At 71.1% G+C, this 13,037-nt stretch carries 11 protein-coding genes; 9 read left to right on the top strand and 2 right to left on the bottom strand.

Features of this window, described 5'->3' with window-relative positions; all coding sequences use genetic code 11:
* Positions 1–215: 215 nt before the first annotated feature.
* Positions 216–1,130 carry a PaaX family transcriptional regulator C-terminal domain-containing protein gene (locus AB0J86_RS04815; protein WP_363852609.1) on the bottom strand — a complete coding sequence of 305 codons (915 nt, stop codon included), beginning with the start codon at positions 1,128–1,130 and terminating at the stop codon, positions 216–218.
* Positions 1,131–1,328: 198 nt separating this feature from the next.
* On the opposite strand from AB0J86_RS04815, the gene AB0J86_RS04810 reads away from it, so the two are divergent.
* From AB0J86_RS04810 to AB0J86_RS04770, 9 genes are all read left to right on the top strand, one after another.
* Entirely contained in the window at positions 1,329–2,516 is a 1,188-nt protein-coding gene (locus AB0J86_RS04810; protein ID WP_363852607.1) for an ABC transporter substrate-binding protein, read from the top strand.
* Entirely contained in the window at positions 2,513–3,289 is a 777-nt protein-coding gene (locus tag AB0J86_RS04805) for an ABC transporter ATP-binding protein (RefSeq protein WP_363852604.1), read from the top strand. Before AB0J86_RS04810 ends, AB0J86_RS04805 begins: the two co-directional genes overlap by 4 nt.
* Positions 3,283–3,939, top strand: coding sequence for an ABC transporter ATP-binding protein (locus tag AB0J86_RS04800; protein WP_363852601.1), 657 nt, complete (start codon positions 3,283–3,285; stop codon positions 3,937–3,939). Before AB0J86_RS04805 ends, AB0J86_RS04800 begins: the two co-directional genes overlap by 7 nt.
* The gene (locus tag AB0J86_RS04795; protein WP_363852598.1) at positions 3,936–4,796 is read left to right on the top strand and encodes a branched-chain amino acid ABC transporter permease; all 861 of its coding nucleotides are present in this window, start codon (positions 3,936–3,938) and stop codon (positions 4,794–4,796) included. The genes AB0J86_RS04800 and AB0J86_RS04795 overlap by 4 nt, the downstream gene beginning before the upstream one ends.
* Entirely contained in the window at positions 4,793–5,818 is a 1,026-nt protein-coding gene (locus AB0J86_RS04790) for a branched-chain amino acid ABC transporter permease (RefSeq protein ID WP_363852596.1), read from the top strand. Before AB0J86_RS04795 ends, AB0J86_RS04790 begins: the two co-directional genes overlap by 4 nt.
* Before the next feature lie 49 nt (positions 5,819–5,867).
* On the top strand, positions 5,868–8,045 hold the full coding sequence (locus tag AB0J86_RS04785) for an alpha/beta hydrolase-fold protein (RefSeq protein ID WP_363852593.1): 2,178 nt from the start codon (positions 5,868–5,870) through the stop codon (positions 8,043–8,045).
* Between the two features lie 98 nt (positions 8,046–8,143).
* On the top strand, positions 8,144–9,487 hold the full coding sequence (locus tag AB0J86_RS04780; protein WP_363852590.1) for an extracellular solute-binding protein: 1,344 nt from the start codon (positions 8,144–8,146) through the stop codon (positions 9,485–9,487).
* 64 nt (positions 9,488–9,551) lie between these two features.
* Positions 9,552–10,493, top strand: a complete 942-nt coding sequence (locus AB0J86_RS04775; RefSeq protein WP_363852587.1) for a sugar ABC transporter permease — start codon at positions 9,552–9,554, stop codon at positions 10,491–10,493.
* Complete coding sequence (locus tag AB0J86_RS04770) at positions 10,493–11,374, top strand: carbohydrate ABC transporter permease (protein WP_363852585.1); 882 nt, start codon at positions 10,493–10,495, stop codon at positions 11,372–11,374. The genes AB0J86_RS04775 and AB0J86_RS04770 overlap by 1 nt, the downstream gene beginning before the upstream one ends.
* A gap of 6 nt (positions 11,375–11,380) precedes the next feature.
* Here the strand turns inward: AB0J86_RS04770 and AB0J86_RS04765 are convergent, their stop codons facing one another.
* The gene (locus AB0J86_RS04765) at positions 11,381–13,024 is read right to left on the bottom strand and encodes a ricin-type beta-trefoil lectin domain protein (RefSeq protein WP_363852582.1); all 1,644 of its coding nucleotides are present in this window, start codon (positions 13,022–13,024) and stop codon (positions 11,381–11,383) included.
* Positions 13,025–13,037 lie beyond the last annotated feature (13 nt).

Raw genomic sequence — 13,037 nt, 5'->3', positions numbered from 1 at the left:
TCGCCGTGCTCTTAGGCTTGCTTGTCCTCCTGCTGTCGTCAAGACATGTGTCTCACATTGCGTCGGGTGGCGGCGACGTCGCCGGGCCGACGGGGACGCGGCACCGGCGGGCCGGACGGCGGCAACGACCGGCCTGACCTCGGGTGCGGGGGATCGATCGACACCGCGCCATGTCCGGTGCATGCCGGTCGACGAGTCCGGCGTGACGATCGGTGTCAGATGTCGTGGCTGCGGCTCGTGTGGCTGCGCACGAGCGCGGCCAGGTCCGCGTCGTACTCGGCGACGACCTGGACCACCCGCTGCTCGGCCAGGCCGGCGAGGCCGTCGTAGAGCTCCACGAAGAGCTCGCGGGCGTGCGCCCGGGGCCAGCGCGCCGGCAGCAGCTCGACGGGCAGCTCCGGGTCGAGGCTCGGCATGATGCGCCAGTCGTCCATCAGCGTGCTGCGCGCGACCAGGGCCTCGGCCGTGCCGATCTGCCCGCTGCGCCAGCGTCGCCGCACCGGCTCGTACGCGGCCAGGATCCGCTCGTACCGGGTCCGCAGCGCGTCCAGGTCCCATGCCTTGATGGGGTGCCCGCCGGTCGGTCCGCCCTCGGCCAGTTCGGCGGTGAAGACCGTCGCCCGGTCGATGCCGAGTTCGGAGAGGATCGCGGTCACCTGCGCGACCCGCTCGTGCGGGGAGACCCACAGCCCGTCGTACAGCGGGGCGAAGCCGTACCAGCCGAGGCGGGTGCGCAGGGCGTGCCGCCGGGACCGGTCGTCCTCGGGCACCGAGAACGCGGCCGCCGTCCAGCGCCCGGTCCACGCCGCCCGTTCGGTCCCGAACGACAGGATGTGCCCGCGCCCCTCGGTGAGCACCTCGGCGGCGCGCGCGCTCAGGGCGTACGAGGTGCGCCGCCCGGCCTTGGAGAGTTCGAGCAGCCCCCGTCGGGCCAGCCGGCTCAGCGCCGCCCGCGCGCTGACCTCGGTGATGCCGAACTCGCCGAGCAGGGCCACGAGGGCCGCGGACGGCAGCGGGGCGCGTTGCCCGTACCAGTAGTCGCCGAGCAGGGTCAGCAGCAGGTGCTGCGGGCTGCCCCCGGCCTGCATGCGCGGCAGGTCGGCGGCGGGCGACGAGGGCTGGGCGGACATGCCGATCACTATACAGATTCTGGGTCGACCGCCATTCGTTCAGCCTCGTCAGGGCCGCCGACCCGCGCGCGGCGGCGGTGCGCACGCCGCCCCCGGCGGGCCGATCCGGCTGATCAAACATTAGGCATCAATATTGACCAGCGTGCAATACGTGTCTAGCGTCCAGGTAACAAACCGCCCTCGCTGTGGGAGGCGCCCGTGCGACGTACCGCCGTATCCGCCGCCGTGCTCGCCGTGCTCCTCACCGCGGCGGCCTGCGGCGACGACTCCGGCAGCGACGGCGAGGAACCCATCAGGGTGGGCCAGATCGTCTCCCTGACCGGCAACTACGCGCCGCTCGGCACCGAGAACGAGAAGTCCGTGAAGCTCGCGGTCGAGCAGGTCAACGCGGCCGGCGGGGTGCTCGGCCGCAGGGTCGAGCTGTTCGTCCGCGACGACAAGAGCCAGCCCGACCAGTCGGTGCTGGCGTTCAACGACCTCAAGGGCAGGGACCTCGCCGCGGTGATCGGGTCGCCGTTCTCCAACTCGGCGCTGGCCACGATCCCGCTCGTGGACCGGGAGAGGATCCCGTACCTCTCGCTGACCCCGGCCGACGAGCAGGTCGACCCGGTCCACCCGTACGTCTTCGTGGTGCCGGCCACCTCCGCCACGTACGCCGACCGGATCCTGGCGTACCTCAGGTCCCAGAACATCGGCCGGGTCGCCGTCGCCTACGACGGCAAGAGCTCCTACGCCCGCGCCGGCTTCACCAGCAGCAGGGCCAAGGCCGCCGAACACGGGATCACGCTCACCGCGACCCCCGAGTTCCAGACCACGACGACCGAGTTCTCCGCGGTCTTCAACCAGGTGCGCTCCTCCGGCGCGCAGGCGCTGGTGGTCTGGGCCACCGGGGCGCCCGGCGTGGCGCTGGCCAAGCAGTACCCGACCGCCGGCCTCCGGCTGCCGGTCGTCTTCACCGGGGCACAGGCCAGCAAGCTGTGGCTGGACCCGGTCGGCGCGGCCGCCGAGGGCGCGATCGTGGCCAGCTCCATCGGGGTGGTGGGCGGCAGCCTGCCGGACGGGGCGCAGAAGCGGGCCGTCCAGGAACTCGCCGAACCGTTCCAGCGGACGTACGGGTACCCCCCGCCACAGTTCGCGCAGGATGGCTACACCGGGGTGAAGCTGCTGGTCGCCGCGATCGAGAAGGCGGGCAGCGCCGAGCCGGAGAAGATCCGGACCGCCCTGGAGGGGCTCACCGCCACCACCCCCAACGGCACGTACGCCTACAGCGCCACCGACCACGCCGGGCTGAAGGCCGACTACATCTCCATCAACACCGTCAGGGGCGGCGCGTTGGTGCCCACTGAGTGGGCGAGCCAGCAGCTGGCCACGGTGGTGGGCAAGTGACCGAGCCGCTCCTGCGGGTGGCGCGCGTGTCCCGTGCGTTCGGGGGCGTGTACGCCGTGCGCGACGTCGACCTCGACGTCGCGGACGGCGAGCTGCGCGGCATCATCGGGCCGAACGGCGCCGGCAAGTCGACGCTGTTCAACCTCATCGGGGGCCAGCTCGCCGTCGGGGCCGGCACGGTCACCTTCGCCGGCGGTCGCGTCGACCGGCTGCCGCCGCACCGGCGGGCCCGGCTCGGCATCGCGGTCGTCTTCCAGGGCGCGCGCGTCTTCCGTGGCATGACCGCCCTGGAGAACGTGATGGTCGGGGCGCACGCCACCAGCCGTGGCGGTTTCGCCGCCGCGGTGCTGCGGCTGCCCCGCCACCGCCGGGAGGAGCGGGAGATCCGGCACCGGGCGCGGGAGGCGCTCGACCGGGTCGGGCTCGCCGCCTGGGCGGACCGGCCGGCGGAGGCCCTGCCCCTCGGCCAGCAGCGGGCGCTCCAGGTGGCCCGCGCGCTCTGCGGCCGGCCGCGCCTGCTGCTGCTCGACGAACCCGCGGCGGGGCTGCGCGCCGCCGAGCGGGAGTCGCTCGCCCAGCTCATCGAGGAGCTGAAGGCCGGCGGGCTGACGATGATCAAAATCGAGCACGATGTCGCGTTCGTGACCCGGCTCGCCGACCGCGTCACCGTCCTCGACCTCGGCCGCGTGATCGCCGAGGGCACACCGGCCGAGATCCGGGCCCACCCGGCCGCCGTCGCCGCGTACCTCGGTGCGGAGGTGACGACGTGCTAGAGGTGTCGGAACTCACCGTGCGGTACGGGCTCGCGACCGCGCTCGACCGGGTCAGCCTCACCGTCGGCGCCGGCGAGATGGTCGCGCTCATCGGGCCGAACGGCGCGGGCAAGTCCACGCTGGTCAACACGCTCTCCGGCATCCTGTCCCCGGCCGGCGGGACCGTCACCGTCCGGGGCCGCCTCGCGCACGTCCCCGAGGGGCGGCAGCTGTTTCCCGACCTGACCGTCGACGACAACCTGCGGCTGGGCGGGTGGCGCGTCCGCAACCGGGACACCGGCCCGATCTACGACGTCCTGCCCGCGCTCGCCCCGTTGCGTCGCCGCCGCGCCGGCCAGCTCTCCGGTGGCCAGCAGCAGATGGTGGCCGTGGGCCGGGCGCTGATGGCCCGCCCGGACGTGCTCGCGGTGGACGAGCTCTCCCTCGGCCTGGCGCCGCTCGTCGTCGCCGACCTCGTCCGCCACCTGCGCACGCTCAACGCCGAGCGCGGCCTCGCCGTACTACTCATCGAGCAGAACGCGCGCCTCGCCCTGGACCTGTGCGGCCGCGGGTACGTGCTGGAGGCCGGCCGAGTCGTCGCCGCCGGCACCGCCGCCGACCTGGCCGCCGACCCGCGGGTCGCCGCCGCCTACCTGGGAGCCGCGGCGTGACCGAGTTGCTCCAGTACCTCGTCACCGGGCTGGGCGGCGGCTGCGCGTTCGCGCTCGTCGGCAGCGGGCTCGTGGTCGTCTACCGGGTCACCCGGGTGGTCAACTTCGCCCAGGGCTCGTTCGCCGTGATCGCCGCGATGACCGCCTCGACGCTGCTGGCCAGCGGGCTGCCGCACGGGCTCGCCGAGGCGCTCGCCGTGGCGGTCGGCGCCGTCACCGGCGCGGCGGTCGGGCTGGTCGCGATCGGCAAGCCGGGCACCCCGCCCGACGCGTCCCTCATCGTCACGCTCGGGCTCGGCGTCTTCGCGTACGCCGTCGAGATCCTCGTCTGGGGCGACCAACCACGCTCGTTCCGGGGCGTGCCCGGCGCGGTCGACCTCTTCGGCGCCCGCTTCCAGGCGCACTACCTGCTCATCATCGGCGCCACGCTGGCCGTCTTCGCCGGACTCGGGCTGCTGTTTGCGCGTACCGACATCGGGCGCGCGCTGTCGGCATGCGCGTCCAACCCGTACGCCGCCCGGGTGGTCGGCATCGACGTCACCCGGATGGGCCTGCTCTCCTTCGGCGTCGCCGGCGCGCTGGGCGGGCTGGCCGGGATACTCGTCACCCCGATCCAACTGGTCACCTTCGACTACGACGTCACCCTCGTCGTCGGCGGCTTCGCCGCCGCCATCCTCGGCGGCCTGATGCGGCCCGCGCTCACCCTGGTCGGCGGGCTGCTGCTCGGCGTAGCGCAGGCGCTCGTCGCCGGGTACGGCAACGGCGCGTACCAGCTGGAGGTCGCCCTGGTGCTCCTGCTCACCGTGATGATCTGGCGGGCGGCGCGGCAGCCGATCGCGCAGCAGGAGGCGGCGTGAACGCGGCGCGGGGCCGGACGGCCCGATGGCTTCCGGCGGCGGCGACCGCCGCGGTGACGCTCGCCCTGCCACCGCTGCTCTCCAGCAGCCACCTGTCCATCTACATCCTGCTCGGCCTCGCCGCGATCGTCACGGTCGGGCTGTCCATGTCGATGGGCTACGCCGGGCAGGTGTCGCTGGGCCAGGCGGCCTTCTACGCCATCGGCGGCTACACGGCCGGCCTGCTCGCCGTGCACGGCGTACCGCCGCTCGCGGGCCTGCTCGCCGCGCCGCTGGCGGCCGCCGCGTTCGCCCTCGTGGTGGGCGTTCCGCTGCTGCGCCTGCGCGGCCACCACCTCGCCTTCGCCACGCTCGCCATGCAGCTCATCCTGCTGTCCCTGGTCAGCCAGGCCGACTGGACCGGCGGCGCGATCGGCCTGCAGGGCGTACCCCGGTTCTCCGTCGGCGGCGTCGAGTTCGCCGACGACATCGCCTACGCCTACCTGGTCTGGGCCGCGGCGGCCGGCACCCTGCTGGTGGCCCGCAACATCGTGACGTCCCGCCCCGGACGCGGCCTGCGGGCGCTGGCCACCAGCGAGACGGCGGCCGCCGCCAGCGGGGTACCGGTCGGGCGGTACCGGCTCACCGTCTTCGCCACCGCCGCCGCGTTCGCCGGGCTCGCGGGCGGGATCTACGCCTTCTACCTGGGCTACCTCTCGCCCGGCTCGTTCCCGGTCCTGCTCTCCGTCGAGTACGTGGTGATGGCCGTGGTCGGCGGGCTCGGCACGCTGTGGGGCGCGCTCGTCGGGGCGACCGCCATCGTCCTGCTGGTCCAGGTGTTGAACACGATCGGCACCCAGCCGGGCATGCCCGCCCACGCGCCGAGCGTGCTGTCGTACGCCGTGTACGCGCTCCTGCTGGTGCTCGTGGTGCTCTTCCTGCCGCGCGGGATCGTACCGGCCGTCCGTGCCCGGCTGGACCGCGTGCACACCGCCGACCGGGCCGGGCGCGCAACCACGGGTCAGCATCCATCGACGAGTTGAGCCGGCGAGCCGGATCGCATCCACCGCCGGCGCAGGAGAGGAGTGGCGCGTGACGACAACACCGGACCACGGGCGCCTACGCCGTACGGGCGTACGCCGGCTCTCGGCGGCCTGCACCGCCGGGGTCGTCGCGGTCGCGGCGGCGTTACTCGCGCCGCAACCCGCGGCGGCGGGAACCCCCTGGCTGGAGGTTTCCGAGGACCGCTACGCGTCGTTCAGTGTCCCGGCCGACTACGTCCAGGAGCACGCGGGCGAGGTGTCGCAGCTCGTCGTCGAGGGCAACTTCGGCCCGTCCGCCGCCTGGGCGGAGTTCGGCCTGACCCGTCGCGGCGAGGTGTGGTCGGGGGTCCTCGGCCCGCTGCGGCCGGGCCTGTACTACTACCAGGTCACGGGCGACGACACCAAGGGCCTCAAGGATCCGACGAACAGCTCCGGCGTGGCGTCGAAGCCCCTCTGGAGCACCTTCCTCGTGCCGGGCGAGTCGGCGCGCCTGCTGGCGGACGCACCTCAGGGGACGGGCGGCAGCGTCGCGACGCTGACCTACCGGACCGGGACGGGGCAGCGGTCGGCCCGGGTGTGGACGCCACCGGGGTATCCGGCCGACAACACCAGGCGGTATCCGGTGCTGTTGCTGCGGTCGGGCAGCGGCGGAGCCAGCACCGACTGGCTCGACCTCGGCCGGGCCAAGCAGATCCTCGACAACCTGTCGGCCCGGCGTGCCATGGAGCCGATGGTGGTCGTGCTCGGCGACGGACCGGACGGCGACCGGGAGCTGGCGGATCTCCGTAGGGCGGTCGCCGACCGCTACCGCGTCCTCCGCGACCCGGCGCACCAGGCGATCGCCGGTGTCGCCGAGGGGGGAACCCAGGCGTTGCGGGCCGCGCTCACCGGCCGGAACGAGTTCGCCTACGTCGGCTCGTTCTCGGGCCTGCCGACGGGCGACGTCAGCCGCGAGGCGGCCACGACGGCCGACCGCAACCTCAGGCTGCTGCGGCTGTACAGCGGGAACGTGACCGATCCCGGCTACAACGCCACCTACCGGCTGACGAGGTCGTTGGGCCGGGCCGGCATCAGGTTCGAGTTCGACGGGGTCAACCCGGACGGCGGCGCGAACTGGACCACCTGGCAGGAGAATCTCGTCGACTTCGTGCCGCGGCTGTTCCGCCGGGTGTCGGACCACGGCCCGAGCGCCGGTCACCGGCCGCTGACGGGGGAGTTCAGGCCGCCGCCGGCGGGCACCACTCCGACGCCGTTCGTGACCGAGGACGGGTTCGTCACCTTCGAGACGACGACGGAGTTCACGGCCGCCCGGCACGTCACGGTGTGGGCGAACGTGGCACCCGGCGGGAGCTGGCTGCGCGTGCCGATGATCCGGGACGGTGACCGGTGGCGGGCGACCGTGGGCCCGCTGGACCCCTGGTTCTACTACTACCGGTTCATCGTCGACCGGGTCGCGGCCAAGGACACGTCGAACCCGACGAGGGTGACCTCCGAGCCGACGTGGAGCACCTTCCTCGTCCCGGGGCAGCGGGCTCGCCTGCTCTCGGACGTGCCGGCCGGCCGGGGCGGAACGATCACGAGCCTGTCCTACCGGAGCAGCGTGGCCGACCAGGACCGGACCGCGCTGGTGTGGACCCCGCCCGGGTACGACCCGGACCGCCGGCATCCGTACCCCGTCCTCTACCTGCAGCACGGCGCCGGTCAGAGCTACCCGGACTGGGTGGAGATGGGGCGCGCCCGGCAGATCCTCGATCATCAGTTCCTCGACGGAGACCTGGTCCCGATGGTGGTCGTCATGGGCAACGGCAACGTCTCCGACTTCAACCGGGAACTGCTGGAGAACATCGTTCCGGCGGCCCGTGCCCGCTACAACATCTCCGCGGACCCGTCGGAGCAGGCCCTCGCCGGCCTGTCGATGGGTGGTGGCCAGGCGTTCGGGGTGCTCAAGGCGTACCCGGGAGAGTTCGCCTACGTCGCGGCGTTCTCGGCCGGGTTCGGCAGCGGTACCGGCGTCGACGTGGCGGCGGTCAACGCCGGCACCAGGATGTTGCGCCTGTACGTCGGGGACCGGACCGACTTCGTGTACCCGTCCGTCATGGCGTCCCTGACCACCCTCGACAACCTCGGTATCCGCTACGAGTTCGCCGGGATCACCCCCGGGCCGCACGGTTGGGACGTGTGGCAGAAGAACCTCGTCGACCTGGCGCCACGCCTGTTCAGGCGCTAGGTCGACCTCCGCAGGAGGCGGCGTCACGGACCGGGCCGCGCGTGCCCCCGGTGACGGCGCCGGACCCCCGAGCCGCGATCCCGAAGGGAACCATGCCAGTGACGAGAAGACGAACGGTCGCTGCGGCAGTCATGCTCGCGGCGGTGGGCGGCCTGGTCGCCTGCTCCTCCGGCGACAGCGGCGGAAGCGACGCGAGCAACTGTACGAACACCATCACCAAGCCGGAGCTGCCGGTCGTGACGATGTGGGGCTGGTACCCCAACATGCGGCTCGTCGTCGACAACTTCAACAAGCAGAGCAGCGAGGTGCAGGTCTGCTGGACCAACGTCGGGCAGGGCAGCGACGAGTACGACAAGTTCCAGACGGCCATCTCGGCGGGTACCGGCGCACCCGACGTGATCATGCTTGAGATGGATCGGATCCCGAACTTCCAGATCCAGAACGCGATCGTGGACATCAAGAAGTACGGCTTCGACGCCGTCAAGGGCAACTACGGCCCGGGCGCGTGGAAGGACGTCTCGGTCGGTGACGCGGTCTACGGCGTCCCGGTCGACGGCGGTCCGCTGGCGATGATCTACCGGAAGGACATCTTCGACAGGTACGGCATCACGCCGCCGAAGACGTGGACCGAGTACGAGCAGGCGGCGCAGAAGGTGAAGGACGCCGGCGGTCCGCAGTTCGGCGACCTCGGCGCGAACGTCTCGGCGCTCACCATGGCGCTGCAGATCCAGCGGGGCGCCGTTCCGTTCACCTACGACCCGGCCCGGCCGAAGTCGATCGGCGTGCGCCTGAACGACCAGGCCTCGAAGGACGTGCTCGACTACTGGGGCGGCCTCGCCCGCAAGGGCCTGGTCGGAACGCAGGACCAGTTCACTCCGGAGTACATCTCCGGCGTGATCAACGGGAAGTACGCGACGTACGTCTCGGCGGCCTGGGCGCCGGGCTACCTCACGGGCGCCGGCGTCGGCAAGGGGCAGGACACCGGCAAGTTCGCGGTGGCCCCGCTGCCGCAGTGGGATCCGACCAACCCGGTGCAGGTGAACTGGGGCGGATCGGCCTTCTCGGTGACGAGCCAGGCGAAGAAGCCGGAACTCGCGGCGAAGGCCGCCTACGGCCTCTACGCCGACAAGGAGTCGCTCACCGACGGCTGGACCAACCAGATCATCTTCCCGCTGAACCTCACGGCGCTCAACGACCCCGAGTTCGTGAACCTGAAGGTGGCGTTCTTCGGCGGCCAGCAGGCGAACAAGGAGGTCTACGTCCCCGCGGCGAACGCCTACCGGGGCGTCGCCTACAGCCCGTTCGGCCAGTACTACTTCGAGGCCATGACGAAGCAGGTCAGTGCGATTATTTCGGGTTCGGTCGATGGTTCGCGGGCCGCCGACCGGCTTCAGGAGGACGTGACGAAGTACGCCAAGGAGCAAGGATTCACCGTTCAGTGATCGGGGGGCGGGTCGCCCTCGACCGGTCGGCCCGCCCTCCGACCCCCAGGTTCCGGAGCCCAAGATGACCCTCCTGATCGGGGAGCGCGCACCCCGCGCTCAGCAGCAGACGCACAGGATCCGCGGCAAGGTGCACCTCCGTGAGCACCTGATGGGATGGGCCTTCGTCGGGCCGTTCGCGATCGTCTTCCTCGCGTTCCTCATCGCGCCGCTGGCGTACGCGTTGTACCTCAGCCTCTTCCAGAAGAGGCTGATCGGTGGCACCAGCTTCGTCTTCCTGGACAACTACGCGAAGGCGTTCACCGACCCGAGCTTCCTGTCCGGGTCGTGGTTCGTCATCCGCTTCTCGCTCGTCGCCATTCCGCTGCAGATCGTCGTCGCGCTCGCGATGGCCCTCGTCCTGGACGCGGTGACGTCTCTCTTCACCCGCTTCTCCCGACTGATGATCTTTCTCCCGTACGCGATTCCCACGGTCATCGGAGCGGTGATGTGGGGGTTTCTGTACAGCAGGAGTTTCGGGCCGCTCTCCGACGTCTTCGGGTTGTTCGGCGCGACCGCACCCGACTTCCTCGGCGGCAATCTGGTCTTCTACGGCCTGCTCAACATCGTCACGTGGCAGTGGGCCGGCTACTACATGATCATCCTGTACGCGGCGCTGCAGGGCATCGACTCGACGCTCTACGAGGCCGCCCGGATGGACGGCGCCGGGAAATGGCAGATCGCGGTCCGGATCAAAATCCCGCTGATCACCCCGGCGCTGGTCCTGATCCTGGTCTTCTCGCTCATCGGGACCCTGCAGTTCTTCAACGAACCGCAGATCCTGCGCTACCTCGCGGCCGGGACGATCGACTCGGACTTCACCCCCAACATGTACGCGTACCAGCAGGCGTTCGCGCTCGCCAACTTCAACTACGGATCGGCGATCTCCTTCGCCCTCGGCGGGGTCGTCTTCGTCTGCGTGTACGCCTTCCTGTTCTTCACCCGCAAGCGGAGGAGCTTCCTCTGATGGCCGACCGCACCGGCGCCCGGGCGCGCCGCCGCCCGCAACGCCACCTTCCGCTGCAGCTTCTGCTCGGATTCCTGGTCGTGTACTTCCTCGTACCGTTCTGGTGGGTCGTCGTCAACAGCGCCAAGGACGCCCCAGGGCTGTTCGGCGGCGGCAACACCCTGTGGTTCTCGGGTCGGATCGACTACCTCGGCAACCTCGAACAACTGTTCACCTACGACGGCGGCATCTACGGCAGGTGGATCCTCAACTCGACCCTGTACGCGTTCGCCGGTGGGATCGGCGCCACGGTCCTGGCCGTGCTGGCCGGTTACGGGTTCGCCAAGTACCGGTTCGCCGCCAGGCGCTTCAGCTTCGCGGTGGTGCTGGGCGCGCTGATGGTGCCCGCCACCGCGTTGGTCATTCCGACCTTCATCATGTTCTCCCGGCTCGGCCTGACCAACACGGTCTGGGCGGTGATCCTCCCCTCGCTGCTCAACCCGTTCGGGGTCTATCTGATGCACGTGTACGCACGCGACGCGGTCCCCGACGAGATCCTGGACGCGGCGCGGGTCGACGGCGCGGGAGAGGTGCGCACCTTCCTCCGGATCGCGTTGCCGCTGATGCGACCCGCGGTGGTCACCGTGCTGCTCCTGTCCGCCGTGGCGTCGTGGAACAACTACTTCCTGCCCCTCGCCATGCTCTCCGACAACCGCCTCTTCCCCGTCACCGTCGGACTCGGCCTCTGGCAGGGGGTCGCCTCCGCGAACAACGCGGGCAGCACCTCCCTCTGGAGCCTGATCATCATGGGCGCGCTCGTGTCGGTGATCCCACTGGTCATCGCGTTCTTCAGCCTCCAGCGGTACTGGCGCGGCGGACTTTCCGTCGGCGGCCTCAGGTAGCCCGCGTCAGGCCCGGGCCCACCGCTGGTTGGCGGCGGTGTGGCAGGTCCAGACGATCACCGGGGTGCCGTTGGCCGTGCCGTTGTCGTCGACGTCCAGGCAGAGACCGGGAAGTCGCACGTTGCTGACGGTGCCGTTGCCGTTGAAGGTCCACTGCTGGTTGGTACCGCCGTTGCAGTCCCACAGCTGCGCCCGGGTGCCGGCGGCGGCGTTCGTCGGGATGTCCAGGCACTTGCCGAGCACCTGCAGGGCCTGCCCGGACTGGGTGAACTGCTGGTTGGCGCCGGTGTGGCAGTCCCAGACCAGCATCGCCGTGCCGTTGGCCGTGCCGTTGTTCTCCACGTCCAGGCATCGGCCGCTGGATTCGCTGCGGAGCCGGAAGGTGGCCGGCGGGTTGGTGGTGCCACCGCCGCTGACCCGGTACACGACCGTGCCGTGCGCCGGCACGCTGGCGGAGATCGCGCCGGTGGTGGTCGAGGTGGCGTTGGTCCAGGCGTCCCGGAGGGTGAACGAGCTGCCGGACTTGCCGATCGCCGCCGCGGTCGTGGCCACCGTGGTGGTGGAACCGCCCTGGTTGAACAGGGCCACGGCGACGTCGCCGTTGGCCAGCCGCTTGGCCAGCACCCGCCGCGTGCCGTCGTTGGAGACCTGGACCGCCTGCAGGGCCAACGCGTCCTGGTTGATGGCGACGAGGTTCTGGTTGCGCAGGATGGCCAGGGTCGCCGCGTCGGCGTTGCGTGGGTCGTTGCCGGCGATCAGCGGGGCCGCCATGATCGCCCAGAGGGCGAAGTGGCTGCGCATCTCGGTGTCGTTCATCCCGCCCCGGCCGACCTCCATCATGTCGGGGTCGTTGAACGCGCCGGGACCGGCGTAGTGGGCCAGCGGCACGGTGACGTTGACGATGTTCTGGATGCCCATCGGGTACCCGTTGGTCTGACCGGTGTCCCACGCGTTGGTGATGTCCTCGGTGGTCCGCCACATGTTGGCCACGTCGCCCCAGTTGCGCTGCGGTCCGGTCTTCTCGTGGATGCTGTTCGGGTTGATGCTGTAGACGATCGGCCGGCCGGTGGCCGCCAGCGCGTCGCGCATCTTCGCGAACGTCGCCACCTGGTCGTTGATGGTGCCGGTGGGCGAGCACCAGTCGTACTTGAGATAGTCCACGCCCCACGCGGCGAACTGCCGCGCGTCCTGGGCCTCGTGTCCCTGGGCGCCGGTCGCCCCGGGATACGATCCGAAGTACTGTGCGCAGGTCCGGTCCAGCGGCGCCTGGTAGATGCCGAAGAGCAGCCCCCGGGCGTGCAGGTAGTCGCCCAACGCCTTCATGCCGCTCGGGAACCGGCTCGGGTTGGCCTGCAGGTTGCCCTGGGCGTCCCGGGTCGAGTTCATCCAGCAGTCGTCGACCACGACGTACTTGTAACCGAGGTCCCGCATGCCGTTGGCGACCATCGCGTCGGCCACCTGCCGGATCAGTGTCTCGTTGATGTTGCAGCCGAACGTGTTCCAGCTGTTCCAACCCATCGGCGGCGTACGGGCCACCCCGTTGTTCAACGCCTGCGCCGGCCGCGGCGAGTGACCCGGCTCCGTGACGGCCACCACCGCCGTCACCAACGCCACGGTCAGGGCGGCCAACCATCGGGTACGTGCGCGCATCTGCTCCTCCAAG

The sequence above is a fragment of the Micromonospora sp. NPDC049559 genome, assembly GCF_040676675.1.
Classification (GTDB): Bacteria; Actinomycetota; Actinomycetes; order Mycobacteriales; family Micromonosporaceae; genus JBFAPK01.
Note: the sequence above shows the minus strand (reverse complement) of the source record. Positions and strands in the feature narration are given on the sequence as shown.

Excerpts from the sequence above, each read along its gene's own strand:
- AB0J86_RS04815 (WP_363852609.1), bottom strand. The coding sequence starts at position 1,130 with ATGTCCGCCCAGCCCTCGTCGCCCGCCGCCGACCTGCCGCGCATGCAG.
- AB0J86_RS04775 (WP_363852587.1), top strand. The coding sequence starts at position 9,552 with ATGACCCTCCTGATCGGGGAGCGCGCACCCCGCGCTCAGCAGCAGACG.
- AB0J86_RS04770 (WP_363852585.1), top strand. The coding sequence starts at position 10,493 with ATGGCCGACCGCACCGGCGCCCGGGCGCGCCGCCGCCCGCAACGCCAC.
- AB0J86_RS04765 (WP_363852582.1), bottom strand. The coding sequence starts at position 13,024 with ATGCGCGCACGTACCCGATGGTTGGCCGCCCTGACCGTGGCGTTGGTG.